Below are 18,747 nucleotides of genomic sequence, written 5' to 3' on the forward strand. Positions count from 1 at the left end.
TTTCCCAGGAGGCGAGAGCCGTTAAACCTTCGGCCAAGAGAGCGGCTAAGGCGGCGTCTTCCCCGGCGGCTTTCGCGATGCTGACCCCGTCGTGATGAGAGATCGGCCGGCAGCAGAGGAGGGCGGGTGACGCGAACCGCCACCCGAACGGCGTGGGGGGCATGGGTCGGGTTCGAGTCGTGCCCCACGCTGCTCGACCGCCTCGTGGAGGGTTTCTCCGGTCCCTGGTTCCCGCTGGACGAGGTCGCAGAAGCCGGGGTCACAGAAGGCGGGGTCACAGAAGGCCGGGTCGCCGCAAGCGGGGGCGCGGAAGACAGTGTCGCCGGAAGCAGGGGCGCCGGGAGCAGGGCCGGAAGCGGGGCCGGAAGCGGGGCCGGAAGCGGGGGAGGAATCCGCAGAGCCGGCATCGGGGTCATGGAGATCCTGGGGCTGGGCGCCCGCGCCGCCGAAGGGGCCGAGGGGGCCGAAGGGGATCCACCGTCGTACGGCTGCGTGGTGCTCGCCGTCCGGACGCCGGCCGACCTGCGCCGTGCGGTCGCGGTGCGCGATCTGCTGCCCGCGGCGACCCGGGTGCGGATCGCGGTGGCGGAGGTCCCGCCCTGGGCGGCCCAGCCGCTGCCGGTCGCCGGTCAGGGCGCCGCCTGGCGTCACCTGGCCGAGCTGCGGATCAGCCGCGCGGGCCGGGGCTGGCACCTCGACGCTTCGTTCTCCCAGGCGGTGTCACCGGGAGAGGTCCTCGCCCACGTGGCGCACGGCCTCTTCGGTACGCGGCGCCACATGGCGCAGCCCGTCGTCGGCCTCGCGGGAGCCGGCGCGGCCCGCTGGCGGCCGGGCGACGTGAACGCGACGCTGTCGCACCCCGCCGGGCCGGTCCCCGACCGCCGCGACGCCCCAGGCTGTGACGTGCTGCTCAGGATCGCCGGACCAGGCGACCCGCCGTGGGACGGCGGCCCGGTGCCCGTCGTCGAGCGTCCTCCGGCGGACGCCGCCGCCGGCCGGGCGGCCTGCCCCGACATCCTGCCGCCGGTGGACGAGGCGGTCGTCAACCCCATCGGGTTCCGCCAGCATCCGTCCCTTCCCATGGCCTCCCTCACCGCCGGCCCGCGCGGCTTCACGATCAGCTGCGACGCGGCCCGGCTCGTACGGCTCCCGCCGAGCGGCGAGGTGACGGACGTGGACGTGGCCCGGCTCAGGGACGTCAGGGGGGTGGCGGTGCCCGCCATCGGCGGGAGCGAGATCGCGGTGGCCCGGCTCGTCACCGCCCTCGCCGCGGCGGGCGTCCCGGTCGTCGCCGAGCCGGAGGCGGCACGTGACGCCGCCCTGGGCCCCGGCCTCGCGGGGGCCCTGGCGGCGGTGCGCTCCTGCGACCTCGGCTCCGACCTCCACCGTGAGGAGGTCAGCATCCGCCTTCGCCGCGTCGCGCTGCACACCCATGGAGCCGTTCCCCGCTGGCGCGGCATGGCGGCGGCCGTGGGCCTGCACCCGGCCGCCGAACCTGCGGTCTCCGTCCTGCTGTGCACCCGGCGCCCTGAGATGATCGAGTTCGCGATCCGGCAGATGGAGCGGCAGCGCGGCGTCGCGGCGGAGCTCGTCGTGGGGCTCCACGGCCTGCCGGCTCCGCGGATCCCGGTCCAGAGCGCGGTTCTGCCGGTCACCGTCGTGGAGGCGCCCGCGGCGATGCCGTTCGGCACGGTGCTGAACCGCATGGCGGCCGCCGCGTCCGGGTCGTTCCTGGCCAAGGTGGACGACGACGACTGGTACGGCCCCGACCACCTCGCCGACCTGGTGCTCGCCCAGCTCTACTCCGGCGCCGAGCTGGTCGGGTCGGCCGCCGAGTTCGTCTACCTGGAGCCGCTCGACGTGACGATCCGGCGGTGCATCGGCACCGAGCGGTTCGCCCCGCTCGTCGCGGGCGGGACCATGCTGGTCAGCCGGGCGATGTTCGAGGCGGTGGGCGGTTTCCGGCCTCTTCCGCGGACCGTGGACGGCCAGCTCCTGCAGGCCGTCCACGCGGCCGGCGGACGGGTCTACCGCGGTCACGGTTTCAACTACGTCCTGCGCCGCCGGAGCGCGCACGGGCACACCTGGCGCCAGCCGGTGCAGTCGTTCCTCGCGTCCTACCAGGAGCAGTGGCGCGGCCTGGTCTTCAACGAGCTTATGGAGAGCCCGGCCCCGCACGGCCGGCGGAGGTGAACACATGACCGCGGCCCCGCGGATCCCGTTCAACGACTACGGCGTGCTCGGCGCCCCACCGGAGCCCGGCGCGTGGACGCCCAGGCTCTCGGTCAGCGTGGTGATCCCCGCCTACCGGGCCGAGGAGACGCTGCCGCTGACGCTGGCCAGCCTGGCGGCTCAGACCTACCCCCGCCACCTGCTCGAAGTCGTCGTGGTCGACGACGGCGAGCACCCGATGAGCCGGCTCCCCGAGATCGCGCCAGAGCGCACCCGGGTGATCCGGCCCGCCCCGGGCGTCTGGGGCAAGCCGAGCGCCTGCGCAGCCGGCGCCCAGGTGGCCGGGGGCGACGTGATCCACTACCTCGACGCCGACATGGTGCTGTTCCCCGAGCACATCGAGGCGCAGATGCGGTGGCATCATCTCGCCCCCTACCTCGTCGTGCTGGGGCACCTGCGTTTCGTGCCCGGCCTCGACCGGATCCCCGCGAGCGAGGTGCTCGCGGCGATCGAGGCGGGAGCGGTGGACAAGCTGTTCGCCGAGGAGGACGGCACGCCGCAGTGGACCGAGCGCCGCTGGGACCAGACGTCGGACCTGCGTGAGGCGGGGTTCACGGCGTTCTCCGTGATGGTCGGGGCCACGGCCTCGCTTCCCGCCGCGCTGCTGCGTGCGGTCGGCGGGATGGACCGGGCACTGGCGCTGGGCGAGGACACCGAGCTGGGATACCGGCTCTCCCAGGCCGGGGCCGTCTTCGTGGCCGAGCGGGAAGCCCGGAGCTGGCACCTCGGCGACTCCACCGTCATGCGCCGCGAGCAGGACGTGAAACGGCACAACTGGCCCTACCTCGCGGAGCGCGTGCCCTCCTTCCGGTGGCTGCGCAGGCATTCCCAGCGCGGCTACCTCGTCCCGTACGTCGAGGTGGTGGTGGAGGCGGAGCACGCCTCCTTCGAGGAGGTCAGGGCCACCGTCGACGGCGTGCTCGCGAGCCGCCTGCCCGACGTCGCCGTGAAGATCGTCGGCCCGTGGGGGCGGCTGACCGGCGGCCGCAGGGACCCGCTCGGCGACCCCCTGCTGGACCTGCGGCTGGTCCGCGCCTGCTACGAGGGCGAGCCGCGTGTCGGGTTCGTCGAGACGCTGCCCCGGCACTGTTTCCCCGTCCCCTTCCGCCTCCACTGCCCGGCCGGCTGGGTGCCCTCCCGCGGCACCATCGGGTCGATCGTGAAGTTCGCGGACAAGGAGGGGCTCGGCGTCCTGTCGCTCGCACTGGAGGAGCGCGAGGACGGCCGGATCGTCGACGCCCGGCTGGAGCGCACGGCCGCCGTCGCCCGCGCTCACTGGTGCGCCACTCCGGGAAAGGGGCCGGGAGAGGAGACGGACGACCTGGTCCACGAGATGTTCGGCACGCTCTGGGACGCGGGCGCCAAATGGGGGCTCGCCCCGGCGGAGCCGTCGGCCTCGCCCGCTCCGGGCCCGGCGTGGACGCGTGGCCCCGTGACGCCCGCTGGACGCGGCGGCGGACACGGTGGCCGGCGCGGTGGCCGGGGTGGCCGCTCGCGCCTGCTCCGCCGTACGGCACGGCTGGTCCGCAGGCGCCTGCGCGCACTCGTCAGGCCGGCATGACCGGCCCCCGATCCCGGCATCGGCCCGGACTCCCGCAGTTTCGCCGACCGTTAGGACCGCACGTGCCTCGCATCAGCGTCATCGTCCCCATCTACGACGTCGAGCCGTACCTCGCGGCCTGCCTGGAGTCGGTCGCCGCGCAGACGTGGGAGGACCTCGAGGTCGTCATGGTCGACGACGGCTCCCCGGACGGCAGCGCGGAGATAGCCCGCGGGTTCGCCGAGCGTGACCGGCGGTTCCGGCTGATCCAGCAGGCCAACGCCGGGCTGGGAGCGGCGCGCAACACGGGTGTGCGGCACGCGAGCGGCGAGTTCCTGGCGTTCCTCGACAGCGACGACCTGCTGCCGGTCCACGCGCTCGAACACCTCCTGGCCAGTCTGGAGCGCACCGGCTCCGACCTGGCCACGGGTAACGTCCAGCGGTTCGACGCGCGCGGGGCCCGCCAGTCGGCCCTGCACCGGCCGATCTTCGCCGTCCCGGCGGCGGCCACCCACATCACCCGCACGGACGCCCTGCTGCGCGACCGGCTGGTCACCAACAAGCTGTGGCGGCGGTCGTTCTGGGAGGCCCACGGGCTCCGCTTCCCCGAAGGCGTGCTGTACGAGGACATCGCGGTGGCGCTGCGGGCCCACTTCCTCGCCCGGTCCGTCGACGTGCTGGCCGCGCCCGTCTACCTGTGGAGGCGGCGCGACGGCGCGAGCCGCTCCATCACGCAGGACAAGACCCGGCTGCGGCACCTGGAGGACCGGTTCGCCGCGGTCGGCTCGGTGCGGTCCTTCCTCGCCGAGCACAATCTGCGGGCGCACATCCACGGCTGGGACCGGGCCGTCCTCGACTCGGACCTCACCAACTTCCTCGACGTGCTGGACGAGGCGTCCGAGCGTTTCCACACCCGGTTCCTCGACCTGGCCGGCGACTACCTGGACGACGTCGCGGCCCCCGTGCTCGACGGGTTGCCGGCGCTCCGGCGGCTGCAGTGGCGCCTCGTCCGCGAACGGCGCCTCACCGACCTGCTGGAGGTCCTCGCATGGGACCGGCGGGTCGAGCCGGACCGGCGGTTCGTACGGCGGCTGTGGAGCCACCACCTCGACGTCCCGCTGGAGCACGCGGTGCCGGCCGCCGCCACCCGGGTGCGGGACGAGCTCGCCCCACGCCACCGGATCGACGCGGTCCGGTGGGAGGACGGCCGGCTGGTGGTCGAGGGCCGGGCGGCCTCGCCGTACCTGCGGCCCGCCCGGCGCCTGCACCAGCAGGTCTTCGCGACCCTGGTGAACGAGCGGACCGGGCGGCGGGTCCGCGTCACGGCGTCCGCGCTGCGGACCCGGGTGTCCCCGAAGTCGAGGGAGCGGGACTGGGGCGGTTTCCGCCTGGTGATCGACCCACGGCTCATCGCCCGTCCGGGCCGCCGGGGGCTCTGGCACGTCGAGCTGAGCGTGGTCCAGCGGGGTGTCGTCCACCGTGGGCGGCTGACCGATCCCCGCGCCACCTGGGCCGACCGGGCAGGCCATCGCGGCGTGGGACGCGACCGCTACGTCGCGCCGCTGCTGACCGAGACCGGCGACCTGGCGCTGCGGGCCGACAGGGAGACCGCCAGGGTCGCCACGCAGAGCGCGCGCGACGGCCGGCTGCGGCTGGTCGGCCACCTGCTCGACGACCTCGGCCCCGACCCGGCCCTCCTGGTCACCCGCATGCCGGGGGGCGTGCCGCTGCGCTGTCCCGTCACGACGGACCGGCGCACGTTCGAGGCGACGGTGGACCTGCTCGACATCCTCCCGGCCCGCAGGCTCGGCGACGGATGGCCGGGGACCGGCGAGCTCCCCGCGGACCTGGCGCTGCTCGACGGGCCGGCCGAGTGGCGGGTCGACGTCCTCGCCGCCGACGGGACGGCGACTCCGGTGACGGTCGCGGACGACCTGCCCCCGGGCCGGTACGGCCTGGCGGGGCGCGAGGTGGTCGTCGCGCGCGGCAGGTCCGGCGGCCTCGTCCTGCGGGACCAGCCCGTCGCGGCGTACGCCGACCTGGCGGAGTGGCTGCCCGGAGGCGAGCTGCTGGTGGAGGGCGGGTTCGCCGTGCCGTGCGCGGTGACGGCGCTGGTCGTGCGCTCGCTGGACCGGCCCGAGGAGCGGCTGGCGCCGATCGAGGGCGCCGGCGAGCGCTTCCGGGCGCGGCTCGCGGCCGAGGAGGTCGACTCGCCGGCCGGGAGGCTCCCGCTGCCCCGCGGCCGGTACGGCCTGGCCGTACGGACGGAGGGCGGCGCCGACCTTCCGGTGGAGCTGGACTCCGACGCGCCGATGACGCACGAGACGGCCCGCCGGACGTTCGAGCTGGGAACCGACGCGGCGGGCCACGCGGTGCTGACGGTCAGCGGCGACCTCGCCGGGGACGAGCGCGGCAGGAAGGCTCAGCGGGACCTGCGTCTCAAGGCGTACCCGCAGATGCGCCGCAGGCCGCTGTGGGACGCCGTCCTGTTCAGCGGCGGCTCCGGCACGCGGTTCGCCGGCAGCCCGCGCGCCGTCTGCGAGGAGCTGCGGCGGCGGGGGGCCGAGCCGACGGTCCTGTGGCATGTGAAGGACGGCCAGGTGGCGCTGCCCGACGGCGTGGACGCGGTGCGGTCCCACGGGCGGGAGCACTACGAGGCGCTCGCCCGCTGCCGCTACGTCGTGACGGACGACCCGCTGCCCGCCTGGTTCGAGCGCCGTCCCGACCAGATCGTGGTGCAGACCTGGCACGGCCCGCCGTCCACCCTGCTCGGGAGGCACACCGGCCTGCTCGGGCGGCGCACCGGCGACGAGGCGCGGGAGCGGCTGCTCGCGGGCGGCGCGGGGGAGTGGACGCACCTCGTCTCGGCCGGCCCTTCGTGGACTCCGCCGCTGCGGGAGGCGCTGGGATTCGGGGGAGAGGTCCTGGAGACCGGTCTGCCCTGTGACGACCTGCTGCGCGACCCTGGCCGCGAGGCCGTCCGGCGGCGGCTCGGCCTCGCCGGCGGCCGGAGGGTCGTCCTCTACGTCCTCGGAGGTGAGGACGTCCCGGCGCTCGACGTGGACCGAGTGGCGTCGGCGCTGGGGGAGGACCACGTCCTGCTGGTCCGCCGGCCGGAGGGCCCTGTCCCGTCTTCCGCGGCGCTGCCTGTGCTGCCTTCGCCGTCCGCGCCGTGGCCGGCGGGCGGTGCCGCCGTGCCCGCGGTGACCTCGATGACCGCCTGGGACGTCTCGGCGTACCCGGACGCGCACGACCTCTACCTCGTCGCGGACGTGCTGGTCACCGGTGATGTGCCCGCCGCGTTCGACTTCGCGGTGACCGGCCGCCCGATCCTCTGCCACGCCGGCCAGGACCTCTGCCTCCATCCCGACCTGCCGGGGCCGTCGCTGCGCGCCGCGGACGAGGTGATCGAGGCCATCAGGGAGATCGACGAGGTCGCCGAGAAGCACGCGGGAGCGATGGAGGCCTTCCTCGCCCGGTTCCGTCCCCTGGCCGACGGCCGAGCCGCGGCCCGGCTGGTGGACCGCCTCTTCGGCTGAGCCGTCTCAGGAGGCGTCGGACCGGGGTCCGCGGGGGTGTCCGAGCCGGTGGCCCGTGACGGCGAGCACCAGGCCGGCCACGCCGATGATCAGCCCTGTCCACCACGGCGTGTCGAAACAACGGTCGAGGATTCCGGTGACCCCGAAGCTGTGGTGCCAGAGCACCTCGACGAGGGCGGCCCCGAACCCCTGGAGCATGAGCAGCGCGCCCACGATCTCCAGTGCCCTGCCTTCGTTCCCGCTTGTCGCCATCCCGAGCGCATCGAGGCCGCCGCCGTTCCGGCGACGCCGCGGGCCCTGCTGCGCGCCGTCCTCGCCGAGCTGCTGCCGCTGGACGAGGAGCGGCGCACCCGGGCCCTGGTCCACGCGGCGTACTTCGTCCGCTCGCTGAACGACGAGCGGCTGGCGGCGCTGTTCCGCGACGCCCCGCCCGCGCTGGAGGAGCTCGCGGCCGCGCTGATCGTCCAGGCGCGTGATGACGGCGGCGTGGCGCCCGGCGTCGATCCCCGCCGGGAGGCCGATCTCCTGCTGGCGACCGTGGACGGCCTCCAGACGAGCATGCTGCTCGGTCACCACGACGTCGAGGAGGCCTTGGCGCTCGTCGACTACCAGCTCGGCCGGATCTTCGCCGACGGGGGATGAGTTCTCCTCCCAGCGCGCTATCTCTACATAAGTAGTGCTGTGGTCGGCATGGAACCGCTGTCGAGAATCACGTCGGCCACCGTCGACGTCCTCGACGTCCTGCTGGCCGGCCAGGAGCCGCGCTGGGGGCTTGAGATCGTCAAGGCGACGGGCAGGGCGTCGGGAACCGTCTATCCCATCCTCGACCGGCTGGAGCGGAGCGGCTGGGTGACCTCCACCTGGGAGGCGGACTCGGAGCGCCGGGGGCCTCGCCGGCGCCTGTACCAGATCACCGGCGAGGCCGCGCCTGCCGCCCGCCGTCTCCTGGCCGCCCGCGCCGAGCGTGAGGCGGCGCGGGCGCGTGCCGGCGATCCGCTGCCCCAGCCGGGGACGTGACGTGAACGGGCTCATCCGGGGAGCCGTCCTCGTGGCGGCCGCGACACTGCCCGGCGCCGAGCGGCGAGAGCGCTATCGCGAGCAGTGGCTCGCCGACTGCGCGGGCGCCGGTGAGCTGGGGATGAGCGCCCCTTCCGTCGCGGCCGGCGCCGTATGGGCCGCGGTGAGGATGAACCTCTCGCACGGCGCGGCCGGGCCGCTCGGCCTCGCGGTCGTCCTCGTCGTCGGCGGCATCCGCCTGGCGACGGTGCGGCCCGACTGGATACCGGGAGTCGCCACGGCCCTCGCGGGGGCCGCCCTGCCCATCCTGCTGCTGATCGTCCGCCGGTTCCTCGAGAACGGCGCCTTCGGGGACCTGGCGAACGTCGCGCGACAGGCACGCAGGGTGCCGGGCGGCCCGCGCCGCGGCCGGATGCTGTCGCTGACCTTGGGCGGCGCTCTCCTGCTGACCCTGAGCGCCGTGCTGTTCCTCTACACGCGGCACATGTGAGCCGGGAGCCGACCCCGGCGCGGGTCAAGGATGGGCCAAGGGAGGGTAAGGCAATCCGGGTTGGCCCGGCTCCGGGCGGGGAGCGGTCGGCATCCTTGCGGCGTGATGGTGCCGCCCAGACTCTCGGTGATTGTGCCCCTGCTCGGCGTGGCGGAGCACATCGAGGAGTGCCTCAGCTCCCTGCGTGACCAGACGCTCCAAGACCTCCAGGTCGTCCTCGTCGGCCCTCAGAGGGCGGCGGCCGTACGCGACCCGAGGTTCACGGTCGTGACACGCGGCGACGACCGCGACGCCGGGGCGGCGCGCAACGCCGGAGCGGCCCACGCGACCGGCACCTATCTGGCCTTTCCCGACCCGGAGGCGGTGATCCCGGCGGGGGCCTATCGGGCGCTGGTCCAGGCGCTCGACGCGACCGGGTCCGACCTCGCCTCCGGCAGGGCGCGGCGGCTGAACGCCGGATCGCCCGCCCCGCCGGCGGCCGACGCCCTGCGCACGCATGTCACCAGGCGGCCGGGCCTGCTCGACGACACGGCGGTGACGACCAAGGTGTTCCGGAGGTCCTTCTGGGACGAGCACGGGCTCGCCTTCCCCGAGGGCCTGCGGGACGACTTCCCCGTCACGATCCCCGCCCACGTGCTTTCCCGCTCGACCGACGTGATCGGCGACGTCGTCTGCCTGACCCGGCCGCCGGGCGCGGCGGGGGGCGACGACCCCGGACGGCGGGCGGCGGCGATGCTGGAGGTTTCCGGTTTCCTCGCCAGGCACGCGCCGGAGCTGAGGAGGGTCTACGACGTGGCGCTGGCCGAGGGGCCGGATCTGGAACAGGCGCTGGAGGCGGCCCGCGTGCCGTTCGGCCGGTTCGCCGGGCTCGCCGCGGCTCTCGCCTCGCTGCACCCGGCGGCCGTCGAACGGCTGCCCGCCCTGCGCCGGCTCCAGCTCTTCCTCGCCGACCACGGGATGCTCGACGAGCTGGCGCAGGTGCAGCGGTTCGCGGAGTCGGAGATCAAACACCGCGGGGTGGTCCGGAGCGGCCTGCTGCGGCGCGACTGGCAGCTCGACTACCCCTTCCGCCGCGACCGCCGCGTCCCGCGCCGCCTCTTCGACGCCGGGACGGACATGCGGCTGCGCGCGGAGGTCGACGACGTACGGCTCGCCGGCGGAGCCCTCACGGTCACCGGCCACGCCTACATCGCCCACCTGCCCAGCGGGCGGAGCCGGATCGAGGTCTGGCTGCAGCGGGGTGACGCGAGGGTGGGCCTGGCGATCCGGCGGGCCTCACGTCCCGATGTGACGGCGGACTCCCGGCAGTCGGCCGTCTGCCACGACGACTCCGGCTTCGTGGCGGAGATCGACCCGGCCGCGCTGTCACCGGGGCGCTGGTCGCTGCACGCCCGCGTGAGGGCCCGCGGCGTCACCCGGGCCGGGCGGATGACGGGAGCGCGCGACGCGGGGGAGCGGGTCTTCCCCACCGGAGGGCTGCGGGTGGCCCTCACCCGGGGCCGGGGGCTCACGCTCACCGCGGCGGACACGCCCGCCGGCCCGCCCGAGGGTGATGGGCCGCCTGAAGGGGACCGGGTGACCTCGGTGCGCTGGACGGACGCGCACGAGCTGGTGCTGAACGGCACCGGCGGGAGCCGTACGGGCGGGATCGTCCTTGAGCGCGGAGCCGAGCGGCACGCATGGCCGGTGTCGCGCCACGGCGGAGGCTGGACGGCGACGGTCGGCAGGACCGCCGAGGGCCTGCCCCTCCGGAGCGGGACATGGCGCGTCCTGTCCGGTGGCGAGCGGGTGAGGCTGAGCCCGGCCCTGGTCGCCGACCCGCCGCCGCCGCACACGACCGGTATCCACGAGATCTCACTGCGCACCACCCGGGACGCCGAGCTGAGCCTGGTGGTCAGGCCCGCGCTGGACCCCGGCGAGCGCGGGCCGTACGCGACGCGCAGGCGCCGCGCCGCCCCGCGCCGCCGGGCCAGGCTCCGCAACGCCGCCCTGTTCGACAGCTACGGCGGCGGGCAGTACTCGTGCAATCCCCGGGCCGTCTCCGAGGAGCTGGGGCGCTGCCGCCCCGACATGGAGCTGGTGTGGGTGACCCGCGACGGGCAGTTCACCGTCCCCGCCGGGGTCCGCACGGTCCTGTACGGCTCCCGCGAGCACGAGGAGGCCCTGCACACCAGCCGCTTCGTCGTCGCCAACCGGCGCACGCAGCCGAGCTGGCACGCCAAGAGACCCGGACAGCTGTTCGTGCAGACCTGGCACGGCACTCCGTTGAAGCGGCTCGGCAGGGACGTCCAGGACATGCCGTACGCCCAGCAGGTGCCGGAGGAGGACCTCGCCCGCCAGGTCGGGACGTGGGACGTGCTGGTCTCGCCCAACGCGTTCTCCACGCCGATCCTGCGGCGGGCGTTCGGCTACCAGGGGGAGATCCTGGAGTCGGGCTACCCGCGCAACGACGCGCTCTTCCGGCCGGAACGGGCGCGGCTCGCGCGGCGGCGGCTCGGCATCCCCGAGGACCGCCGGGCCGTCCTCTACGCGCCCACCTGGCGGGACGACGAGCTCGACCGGCCCGGTGGCCCGGGGCTGCGGCTCGACGTCGGCCGGGTCGCGCGGGCGCTGGGCGGCGACGACGTGCTGCTCGTCCGGGCGCACTACCTGGTGGCCGACCGGCTGACGATCCCGCCCGGCGTCCGGGACGTGTCGCGCTTCCCCGACATGGCCGACCTGCTCGCGGCGGCGGACGTGCTGGTGACGGACTACTCCTCGGCCATGTTCGACTTCGCGTGCACCGGCAGGCCCATGGTGTTCTTCGCCGACGACCTGGAGCGCTACCGCGACGAGGTGCGCGGCTTCTACCTCGACTTCGAGGCCGAGGCCCCCGGCCCGATCGTGCGGACCACCGGCGAGGTCGTCGACGCCCTGAGATACGGCGAGTTCCCGTCGTTCAAGGCGAAGTACCAGGACTTCGCCGACCGGTTCTGCCCCTGGGACGACGGCCACGCCTCGGCGCGCGTGGTCGCGCGCATGCTCGCATGAAGGCCGCCCTCCCCATGTGGCCGCGCGTCGCGTCGCGCCGGTCGCGATCCATCGGAGCCGCCACGCCGGAAGCAAGGGCAGCAAGGGCAGCAAGGGAGGCAACGGAAGCCGGGCGGGGTGCTCACCGGCGGGTGGGCCGCTTCTCGCCGTCGTGGCGCGGGGCCGTGGTCATGGCTCCGGCGGCGCTCGCGCTGGCCGCCGGACTGTGGGATCTGGCCGCGCCGCCCGTCTGGCGCGACGAGGCGGCGACCGTGAGCGCCGCCGGCCGCACTCTCCCGGAGATGCTGCACCTTCTGCGGGGAGTCGACGCCGTCCACGGCCTGTACTACCTGCTCATGCACGTCGTCATCGGGCTGTTCGGCACCGGTGAGGCGGCGCTGCGGCTCCCCTCGGTGATCGCGGGCGCGCTGGGCGCCGCCGGGGTGTGCGCGCTCGGGCGCTCGCTCGGCGCCCCGAGGGCCGGCCTGTACGGAGGAGTGTTGCTGGCCGTCATGCCGGTCTTCTCCCGCTACGCGCAGGATGCCCGGCCGTACGCGCTGACGATGGCGGCGACCGTCGGCGTGACTCTGCTGCTCCTTCGGGCCGTGCGCCGCGGCTCGGACGCGGCGTTCGCCCTGTACGCCGTGGCGCTGGCGGGGCTGGCCTACCTCAACCTGTTCGCCTTCCTCGTCACGGCGGCCCATGGGGTCTTCGTCGCCCTGTCGCGCGGGCCGTTGCTGCGCTGGTGCGCCTTCGCGCTGCCCGCCCTGGCCGCCGTCGCGCCCCTGGCGTGGGTGGCGTCGCGGCAGAGCGCTCAGGTGGGCTGGATCGCCCGGCCGGACGCGAGCGACACCGGCATGCTGGCGGTCCAGCTCTTCGGCGACCTCTTCCTCGGCCACGGCGCGCTCACCCCGGCATGGCTGGGGCTCGCCCCTCTGGCCTGGCTGCTCGCGCTGCTCGGCATCCGGGCCAGGGCCGTACGGACCAGGCCTGATGTGCGGAGACGTGGCGGTCACCGGGGGGCCGGGGCGCTCGTCCGGCTGGCGGTGCCGTGGCTGACCATCCCGCCGCTCGCGCTGCTCGCGGTGTCGTGGGCCGGTCACCCGGTCTACGAGTTCCGCTATGTGTTCTGCTGCGTCCCGGCGGCGGCGCTGCTCGCCGGGGCGGGGCTCGCCGCGCTGCCCCGCGGGGTCGCCGTCGCCGCTCTCGCGGCCGGCATCTGCCTGTCGATCCCCGGCCAGCTCGCCACCCGGGGGCCGGACGGCAGGCAGGACGACCCGGGGCCGATCATGGCGGTGCTCGCCTCGGCCGCCAGGCCCGGGGACGCGGTCATGTTCCAGCCGCCCAAAGTCAGGAAGTACGCCGTCGTGTACCCGGACGTGTTCGCCCGGCTCGACGACGTCGCCCTCGCCAGGTCGCCCCGCGCCGACGGCAGCTTCGCCGGCCGCCAGGTGGGCGTCCGCGTCCTCCCGGCCCGTCTGTCCGGCATCCGTACGCTCTGGGTCGTCGGCCACACCGGCAAGGCCCGCACGCCGAACCGCCGGCTGGACCTGGTCCGCCGGGACTTCCGCCCCACCGGCCGCTGGACGTCCCGAGGGATGTTCGTGACCCGCTACGACAGGGCGCCCGGCCGATGAGGGGCGGCGCCGTTCAGAGCAGCTCGAACGGCGCCGGGGTCGGGTAGTACGCCTCCAGGAAGCGCGCCAGCAGCGCGTCCTGCTCGGGGGTGGTGGGGGCCGTGTCGTTGAGGCAGTACGCGTCGTACCGGCGCCGGGCGAGCATGCGCCGCAGCTTGGCGGGGGTCTTGCGCAGCGACAGATCGACGTAGGTGTAGTCGATCGAGCCGGGGACGGCCCGCCCGCTCAGGTAGCCGTAATAGTGAGCCAGCGACGACACGACCGAGATGTCCGCCGACGTGCGGAACGCGCTGCGCGCCGTCGCCTCGAACTCGGGGGCGAACCGCTCCTCAAGCTCATACATCAGGGAGCGCCGCAGCGCGTACGGCACGTGCTTGAGCTTCTGGGTCAGCGTGCGGCCGCAGAGCTCCTCCAGTATCCGCCGGTTGTTCATCCCGGCGGCGTGGACCGGCGACTCCTCGTCCTCCGGCACGCCGAACGGCACGTGGACCAGGCTCGGGAAGAAATGGGTGATCCCGTTGGCCTCGAAGAACGTGCGGGGCGACAGCGGCCGGCCGAGGAAGAAGTCGTCGTTCAGGTAGAGGAAGTGCTCCGACAGCCCGTCGATGTGGTGGAGCTGCGTCTCGATGGCGTGCGAGTTGAACACCGGCAGCACCGACGGGTCGCTGAAGATCTCCTTGTGGTCCACGACGGTCACCATGGGATCCGCCGTGTCCAGCCATGACGGCGTCTGCCCGTCGGTGACGATCCACACCCGGTTGATCCACGGGGCGTAGGTGAACAGCGAGCGCAGCGAGTAACGCAGCTCGTCGCGGCTGGTGAAGCGGGCCTCGGTCGTGGCCATCTCGCTGAGCCCGCCGTCGGGCCGCCCCGGCTGCCCGCCCTGCGGCCCGCCGTGCAGCGCGGCGTCGCGGCGCGCCCGCCACGCCGGGTCGCCGCCGTCCACCCACGTGTAGACCGCGTCGATCGGGAAGTCGACGTCGTCGACGAGGCGGCGGGTGAACTCCGGCCGCGTCGGATACGCGCGCGTGCTCCGCGCGGCCGACACCATCGGGTTGAACAGCTCCTCCCCGCCCCGTACGACCCGGCCCTCGGCAGGGACCGTGTCGCACGCGAGGTTGGGGCGCGGGGCCACCAGCGTGTCACCCTCGCGCGACCAGAACTCCAGGTCGCAGCCGTGCTCCGGGCCGAGCGTCAGGGTCCGCGACGGGCTGGCGAACAGCAGCGCCACCCGTACGACGCGGGCGTCCCGCAGGATCGCGGCCGCGCGGCGCAGCGGGCGCATCCGGCCCACCTCCGCCTGCCGTCCTCCCTGCCGCCCTCCCGGCCTGCCGTACGGCTGGCGCGCGGCGAACAGCGGCCGGCCGGTGCGCGCCAGTGCGTCGAGCGCCCGGGTGCGGTCACTCTCGGCGACGGCCACGGCGGGCGGACGGCCCGGCAGCGGGCGGACGCAGAAGTACGGCACCTCCGCGTCGGACAGCGCCGCGCAGACGAGGTCGAGCGTCTCCCGCTGCGCCTGGAGCGGGCTCGCGTCCTGCCTGATGAGCGCGGCCCGCGGTGTGGGCTCCCAGGACGGCAGCCGTCCCTGGAGCCGCCGATACAACGTGACAACCGGCATGATCTCCCCCTTGGACACGGACTGTAACGGATCGGTGACCCGTTTGGCGGATGGTTTGCCCAGGTGGGGATAACGGTCAAGAAGTGGCAACGAGATGCCCTGGCTGTTACCGAAGTGCACGTCAGCCGCTACGCCATGTAGTCATTCTTGCCTCCATGGGGTGCTTCACGCTGGACGACATCCTGGCGACGCGTAAGACGCGGGACTCGTGGTGGACCGTTTTCCTGGTCGACCCGCTGGCCTGCCGGCTGACACTGCTCGTGGCCAACCACACCTCGCTCACGCCCAACGGCCTGACGCGACTGTCGATGCTGGTCGGGCTCGCGTCCGCGGTGTCGTTCTTCGAGGGCGCGCTCGTCGCCGGGGCCGTGCTGTTCTACCTGAGCTTCACCGTGGACTGCATGGACGGGAAGATCGCCCGGCTGAAGGGCACCGGCACGCCGTTCGGGCTGTGGCTCGACTACGTGGGCGACCGGATCAGGGTGGTCTGCTGCGCCTTCGGGCTCGGCTTCGGCGAGTACGCCCGCTCGGGGGACACCGACTACGTCCTCGCGGCGATCGGCGTCGTCCTGCTCGATCTGTTCCGCTACATCAACGGCCCGCAGCTCAAGCGGGTCAAGGAGGCCACCCGGCTGCTCGCCCAGACCCGCATGGAGGCCGAGTGCGTCTTCGTCGAGGACGTGCTGCGGGCCAGGCCGCGCACCGACGTCGAGCGGCTCGGCGTCGAGGAGGGCCGGACGCTCGTGGACCTGCAGAAGGAGTTCCACGCGCGGTTCCCCTGGTACGACCGGCTGCGGGTGTTCCTCGTCCGGCACCGGGTGCGCACGCACGTCATGAGCGGGATCGAGTTCCACGCCGCGGTCTTCGTGGTCGCCCCGCTGCTCGGGACGTGGGCTCTGGTGCCGGTGTCGGCGGTGGCCGGGGGGCTGCTGCTGGCGTTCGAGATGAGCCTCGTCTACCGCGTGTGGCTGGCGGCCCGCCAGATCCCGCGGAGCAGGCCGGAGAGGGACCGGATCCTGGTCTGACCGGCGGCCGAGCGTCGCCGCGCCGTCGAGTCACCGGCCACCTGGGGGAGGCCGGGCGCCACGCCTTGAATCGTCATCACGGGGGGATTGATCTCATGCAGTCGGACAGGCCCATCTTCGTCGTCGGGTGCCCGCGTTCCGGGACCACCATGCTCCAGCTCATGCTGCACTCGCACCCGCGTGTCGCCGTGCCGCCGGAGACCCGGTTCCTCGTCCCGGCGTACTTCTCACGCCGGGCGTACGGCGACATGCGGCTGGCGGACAACCGCCGCACGCTCGCCACCTGGATCGCCGAGGGGCGCAACACGAAGTTCCGCGAGCTGGGCCTGGACGGCCCCGACTTCGTCCGGGCGGCCATGCTCGGCCCGGGAAGCTTCGGCTCGGTCGTCGGCATGGTCTTCAAGTCCTACGCCGAGCGCTTCGGCAAGCCGCGCTGGGGCGACAAGCGGCCCAGCTACTACCGGCACGTCGAGATGCTCATGCGGATGTTCCCGGACGCGCAGTTCGTCCACCTGGTGCGGGACGGGCGTGACTGCGTGGCCTCGCTCAAGGAGATGCCCTGGTACAAGCCGGACACCTTCCACGCCGTGGCGAACTGGGCGGAGGCCGTCGACTTCGGCCGCCGCCACGCCCGCAAGCTCCCGGCGGACAGCTTCTACGAGCTGCGGTACGAGGACCTCACGGCCGACCCGGAGACCGAGCTGAAGAAGCTGTGCGCGTTCATCGGGGAGGACTACGACCCGGCGATGTGCGAGCCGCGCCACATCGCCGAGGTGGCGGTGCCCAAGCACAAGGTGTGGCACATCAACACACACGAGGAGGTCACCACGGCCCACTCGGGCAAGTGGGCCGCCCGGCTGGAGCCCTGGGAGATCGCGCTCTGCGAGGACGTGCTGGGCGAGCGCCTCGCGGCGTACGGCTACGAGCTGAGCGGCGCGCCGAAGGCCGAGCGGCAGCACGTGGCCGCCTTCAAGGTGGCGGCGGGCAAGCGCCGTACCGCCCGGCTGCGCAAGTACAACCGCGACCGCCTCACCCGGCTGCGCGAGCCCGGCCCGATCGCGGCCCTGCTGACCGAGGGGGAGCGCCGGCTCGCCGGCCTGCCCCAGCAGCGCACCCGTGAGCTGATCCCCCGCTGATCCCCGCCGACCGCCTGGCCCGCCCCCCGGCCTGCCCGCCCGTGGCCGGGGTCTCGCGCGGTGCCGACCCGGCCTGGAGCGAGGTCCCGCCTCACCGCCTCGCCGCGGGCGGGTTGAAGCGGCTGGCGTCCTCGAACGTCCAGCGCAGCGTGCTCTCCCCGGTGACGTGGACGACCCGGTCGAGCTCGAACTCGACGAGCCGCCGCGCCCCCGGCACGTCATGCGGATCCCAGTCGACCCGTGCACGGCCGGTCAGGTGCAGCGCGTCCCCGTTGGACCAGTCGAGGAAGAGCAGGCCCGCCGCCGGGTTCAGCTCCAGGTTGCCGAGGGTCATGTACATCGAGTTGCCGGCGTAGTCGGGCCAGACCAGCCGCCGGTCGTCCACCACCTCGACGAAGCCGGGCGAGCCGCCCCGGTGGGACACATCGGCGCCGAGCCCGTCGGCGTGGGTGGCCACGAAGAACGTGTCGGCCTCGCCGATCCACGCCCGCTGCGCGGCGGTCAGCCTGTCGCCGGCCGTCGACGTGCCCCCGCCCGGCCCTGCCACGCCGGTTAGGGTCCTGCGCTGCAGATACTTCGGGCAGTTGGCGTACACCTGGTCGGTCCGGATCACCAGCCGTCCGCCGTCGCGCCGGGCCCTGCCGTTGATCCGCATGCGGCGCCGCGTCTGCGGCTCGACGGCGAGCGTGCCGATGTCGTGCCCGGCGTCGTTCCCCGTGTCGAAGACCCCCGTGAAGGGCCCGCCGGGGACCGCGTCGACCACGAGTGTGCGCGCGTCGGCCGCGCGGGCGAAGCCGGGGGCGCCGGTGAGCACGCCGGCCCACACCAGCCCCTCGGCGTCGGCCGCGCCGATCAGCAGCATGGGCTGCTCGCGCAGGAACTCGGCCGCCGCGTCCGGGATCTCCGCCCGGGTGCGCGCGGATCCGAGGTCGGGCGCCCGCACGCCCGCGCGGCGCTGGACCGCCTGCTCTCCCGGGTGTCGCATGGCGCCCTCCTTCGTCGGGTACGGCCCCCCGGCCGTACGGCATGGCTAGAAGAAGCCGCAGGTGGGGGCGGAGGTGGGAGCGGGGCGCTCGTCGGCGCCGCTGGGGGCGAAGATCTCCAGGCGGATGCCGTCGGGGTCCTCGAAGAACACGCCGCCGGACGAGGCGCCCTCCCTGTGGGGGACGATCCCGTCGTGGTGGAGGGTGGCGCCGATCTCGCGGATGACGGTCTCGGCGCGCCGGACGGCCTCGATGTCGCCCACCTCGAAGGACAGGTGGTGCAGCCCCGGCAGGCGGGTGGAGAACGTTCCCTCGCTCTGCTGCCACAACGTGAGCACGAGCTTGCCGTCCAGCCCGAGGAAGGCGTAGCGGCGGCCGTCATCGTCGGACTCACGGACCACGTCGAAGCCGAAGACCTTCCGGTAGAAGTCACGGGACCTGTCGAGATCGGAGACGTTGAGCCCCACGTGCCCGGTCTGCATGCTCATGGCCTTCCCCTCGATCAATCTAACGGAGTGTTC

At 74.2% G+C, this 18,747-nt stretch carries 14 protein-coding genes; 10 read left to right on the plus strand and 4 right to left on the minus strand.

The genetic code is table 11. From position 1 onward, the window contains the following. Positions 1-126 precede the first annotated feature (126 nt). The 3 genes from AB0B72_RS00065 to AB0B72_RS00075 all read left to right on the plus strand — a co-directional run bounded on the left by AB0B72_RS00065 (position 127) and on the right by AB0B72_RS00075 (position 7,311). On the plus strand, positions 127-2,193 hold the full coding sequence (locus tag AB0B72_RS00065) for a glycosyltransferase family 2 protein (protein WP_367736020.1): 2,067 nt from the start codon (positions 127-129) through the stop codon (positions 2,191-2,193). 4 nt (positions 2,194-2,197) lie between these two features. Beyond that, positions 2,198-3,793 (plus strand): glycosyltransferase family 2 protein, encoded by a 1,596-nt coding sequence (locus AB0B72_RS00070; protein ID WP_367736021.1) that lies wholly within the window; start codon positions 2,198-2,200, stop codon positions 3,791-3,793. Between the two features lie 62 nt (positions 3,794-3,855). Continuing rightward, a complete protein-coding gene (locus AB0B72_RS00075) occupies positions 3,856-7,311 on the plus strand; it encodes a CDP-glycerol glycerophosphotransferase family protein (protein WP_367736022.1) in 3,456 nt (1,151 codons plus the stop codon). Between the two features lie 6 nt (positions 7,312-7,317). Here AB0B72_RS00075 and AB0B72_RS00080 read toward each other — a convergent pair whose 3' ends face one another. After that, positions 7,318-7,476 (minus strand): hypothetical protein, encoded by a 159-nt coding sequence (locus AB0B72_RS00080; RefSeq protein WP_367736023.1) that lies wholly within the window; start codon positions 7,474-7,476, stop codon positions 7,318-7,320. Between AB0B72_RS00080 and AB0B72_RS00085 the strand changes: the two genes are divergently transcribed. From AB0B72_RS00085 to AB0B72_RS00105, 5 genes are all read left to right on the plus strand, one after another. Next, positions 7,465-7,953, plus strand: coding sequence for a TetR family transcriptional regulator C-terminal domain-containing protein (locus AB0B72_RS00085; protein ID WP_367736024.1), 489 nt, complete (start codon positions 7,465-7,467; stop codon positions 7,951-7,953). The two genes, AB0B72_RS00080 and AB0B72_RS00085, sit on opposite strands and share 12 nt — an antisense overlap. A 48-nt stretch (positions 7,954-8,001) precedes the next feature. Further along, positions 8,002-8,328: a PadR family transcriptional regulator gene (locus AB0B72_RS00090; protein ID WP_367736025.1), complete on the plus strand. Its 327-nt coding sequence runs from the start codon at positions 8,002-8,004 to the stop codon at positions 8,326-8,328. Position 8,329: 1 nt separating this feature from the next. Beyond that, a complete protein-coding gene (locus tag AB0B72_RS00095) occupies positions 8,330-8,818 on the plus strand; it encodes a hypothetical protein (RefSeq protein WP_367736026.1) in 489 nt (162 codons plus the stop codon). Positions 8,819-8,923: 105 nt separating this feature from the next. After that, a complete protein-coding gene (locus tag AB0B72_RS00100) occupies positions 8,924-11,848 on the plus strand; it encodes a CDP-glycerol glycerophosphotransferase family protein (protein WP_367736466.1) in 2,925 nt (974 codons plus the stop codon). Positions 11,849-11,979: 131 nt separating this feature from the next. Next, positions 11,980-13,464 (plus strand): glycosyltransferase family 39 protein, encoded by a 1,485-nt coding sequence (locus AB0B72_RS00105; RefSeq protein ID WP_367736027.1) that lies wholly within the window; start codon positions 11,980-11,982, stop codon positions 13,462-13,464. A gap of 13 nt (positions 13,465-13,477) precedes the next feature. Here the strand turns inward: AB0B72_RS00105 and AB0B72_RS00110 are convergent, their stop codons facing one another. Next, complete coding sequence (locus tag AB0B72_RS00110; protein ID WP_367736028.1) at positions 13,478-15,082, minus strand: stealth family protein; 1,605 nt, start codon at positions 15,080-15,082, stop codon at positions 13,478-13,480. 155 nt (positions 15,083-15,237) lie between these two features. Between AB0B72_RS00110 and AB0B72_RS00115 the strand changes: the two genes are divergently transcribed. Together AB0B72_RS00115 and AB0B72_RS00120 are read left to right on the plus strand one after the other, a co-directional pair. Beyond that, positions 15,238-16,107, plus strand: coding sequence for a CDP-alcohol phosphatidyltransferase family protein (locus AB0B72_RS00115; RefSeq protein WP_367736029.1), 870 nt, complete (start codon positions 15,238-15,240; stop codon positions 16,105-16,107). Between the two features lie 95 nt (positions 16,108-16,202). Beyond that, the gene (locus AB0B72_RS00120) at positions 16,203-17,243 is read left to right on the plus strand and encodes a sulfotransferase (protein WP_367736030.1); all 1,041 of its coding nucleotides are present in this window, start codon (positions 16,203-16,205) and stop codon (positions 17,241-17,243) included. Positions 17,244-17,334: 91 nt separating this feature from the next. On the opposite strand, the gene AB0B72_RS00125 is transcribed toward AB0B72_RS00120, so the two are convergent. Further along, positions 17,335-18,228 (minus strand): pyridoxamine 5'-phosphate oxidase family protein, encoded by an 894-nt coding sequence (locus tag AB0B72_RS00125; protein ID WP_367736031.1) that lies wholly within the window; start codon positions 18,226-18,228, stop codon positions 17,335-17,337. 45 nt (positions 18,229-18,273) lie between these two features. Then, positions 18,274-18,714, minus strand: a complete 441-nt coding sequence (locus AB0B72_RS00130) for a VOC family protein (protein ID WP_367736032.1) — start codon at positions 18,712-18,714, stop codon at positions 18,274-18,276. Between the last annotated feature and the right edge of the window lie 33 nt (positions 18,715-18,747).

Origin of the sequence: Microbispora sp. NPDC049125 (assembly GCF_040802045.1) — a bacterium.
In the GTDB taxonomy this organism is placed as follows: domain Bacteria; phylum Actinomycetota; class Actinomycetes; order Streptosporangiales; family Streptosporangiaceae; genus Microbispora.

What these genes read in the sequence shown, in the direction of transcription:
- AB0B72_RS00110 (WP_367736028.1), bottom strand. Translation starts at nt 15,082, where the DNA reads ATGCCGGTTGTCACGTTGTATCGGCGGCTCCAGGGACGGCTGCCGTCC.
- AB0B72_RS00100 (WP_367736466.1), top strand. Translation starts at nt 8,924, where the DNA reads ATGGTGCCGCCCAGACTCTCGGTGATTGTGCCCCTGCTCGGCGTGGCG.
- AB0B72_RS00130 (WP_367736032.1), bottom strand. Translation starts at nt 18,714, where the DNA reads ATGAGCATGCAGACCGGGCACGTGGGGCTCAACGTCTCCGATCTCGAC.
- AB0B72_RS00115 (WP_367736029.1), top strand. Translation starts at nt 15,238, where the DNA reads ATGGGGTGCTTCACGCTGGACGACATCCTGGCGACGCGTAAGACGCGG.
- AB0B72_RS00120 (WP_367736030.1), top strand. Translation starts at nt 16,203, where the DNA reads ATGCAGTCGGACAGGCCCATCTTCGTCGTCGGGTGCCCGCGTTCCGGG.
- AB0B72_RS00070 (WP_367736021.1), top strand. Translation starts at nt 2,198, where the DNA reads ATGACCGCGGCCCCGCGGATCCCGTTCAACGACTACGGCGTGCTCGGC.
- AB0B72_RS00090 (WP_367736025.1), top strand. Translation starts at nt 8,002, where the DNA reads ATGGAACCGCTGTCGAGAATCACGTCGGCCACCGTCGACGTCCTCGAC.
- AB0B72_RS00125 (WP_367736031.1), bottom strand. Translation starts at nt 18,228, where the DNA reads ATGCGACACCCGGGAGAGCAGGCGGTCCAGCGCCGCGCGGGCGTGCGG.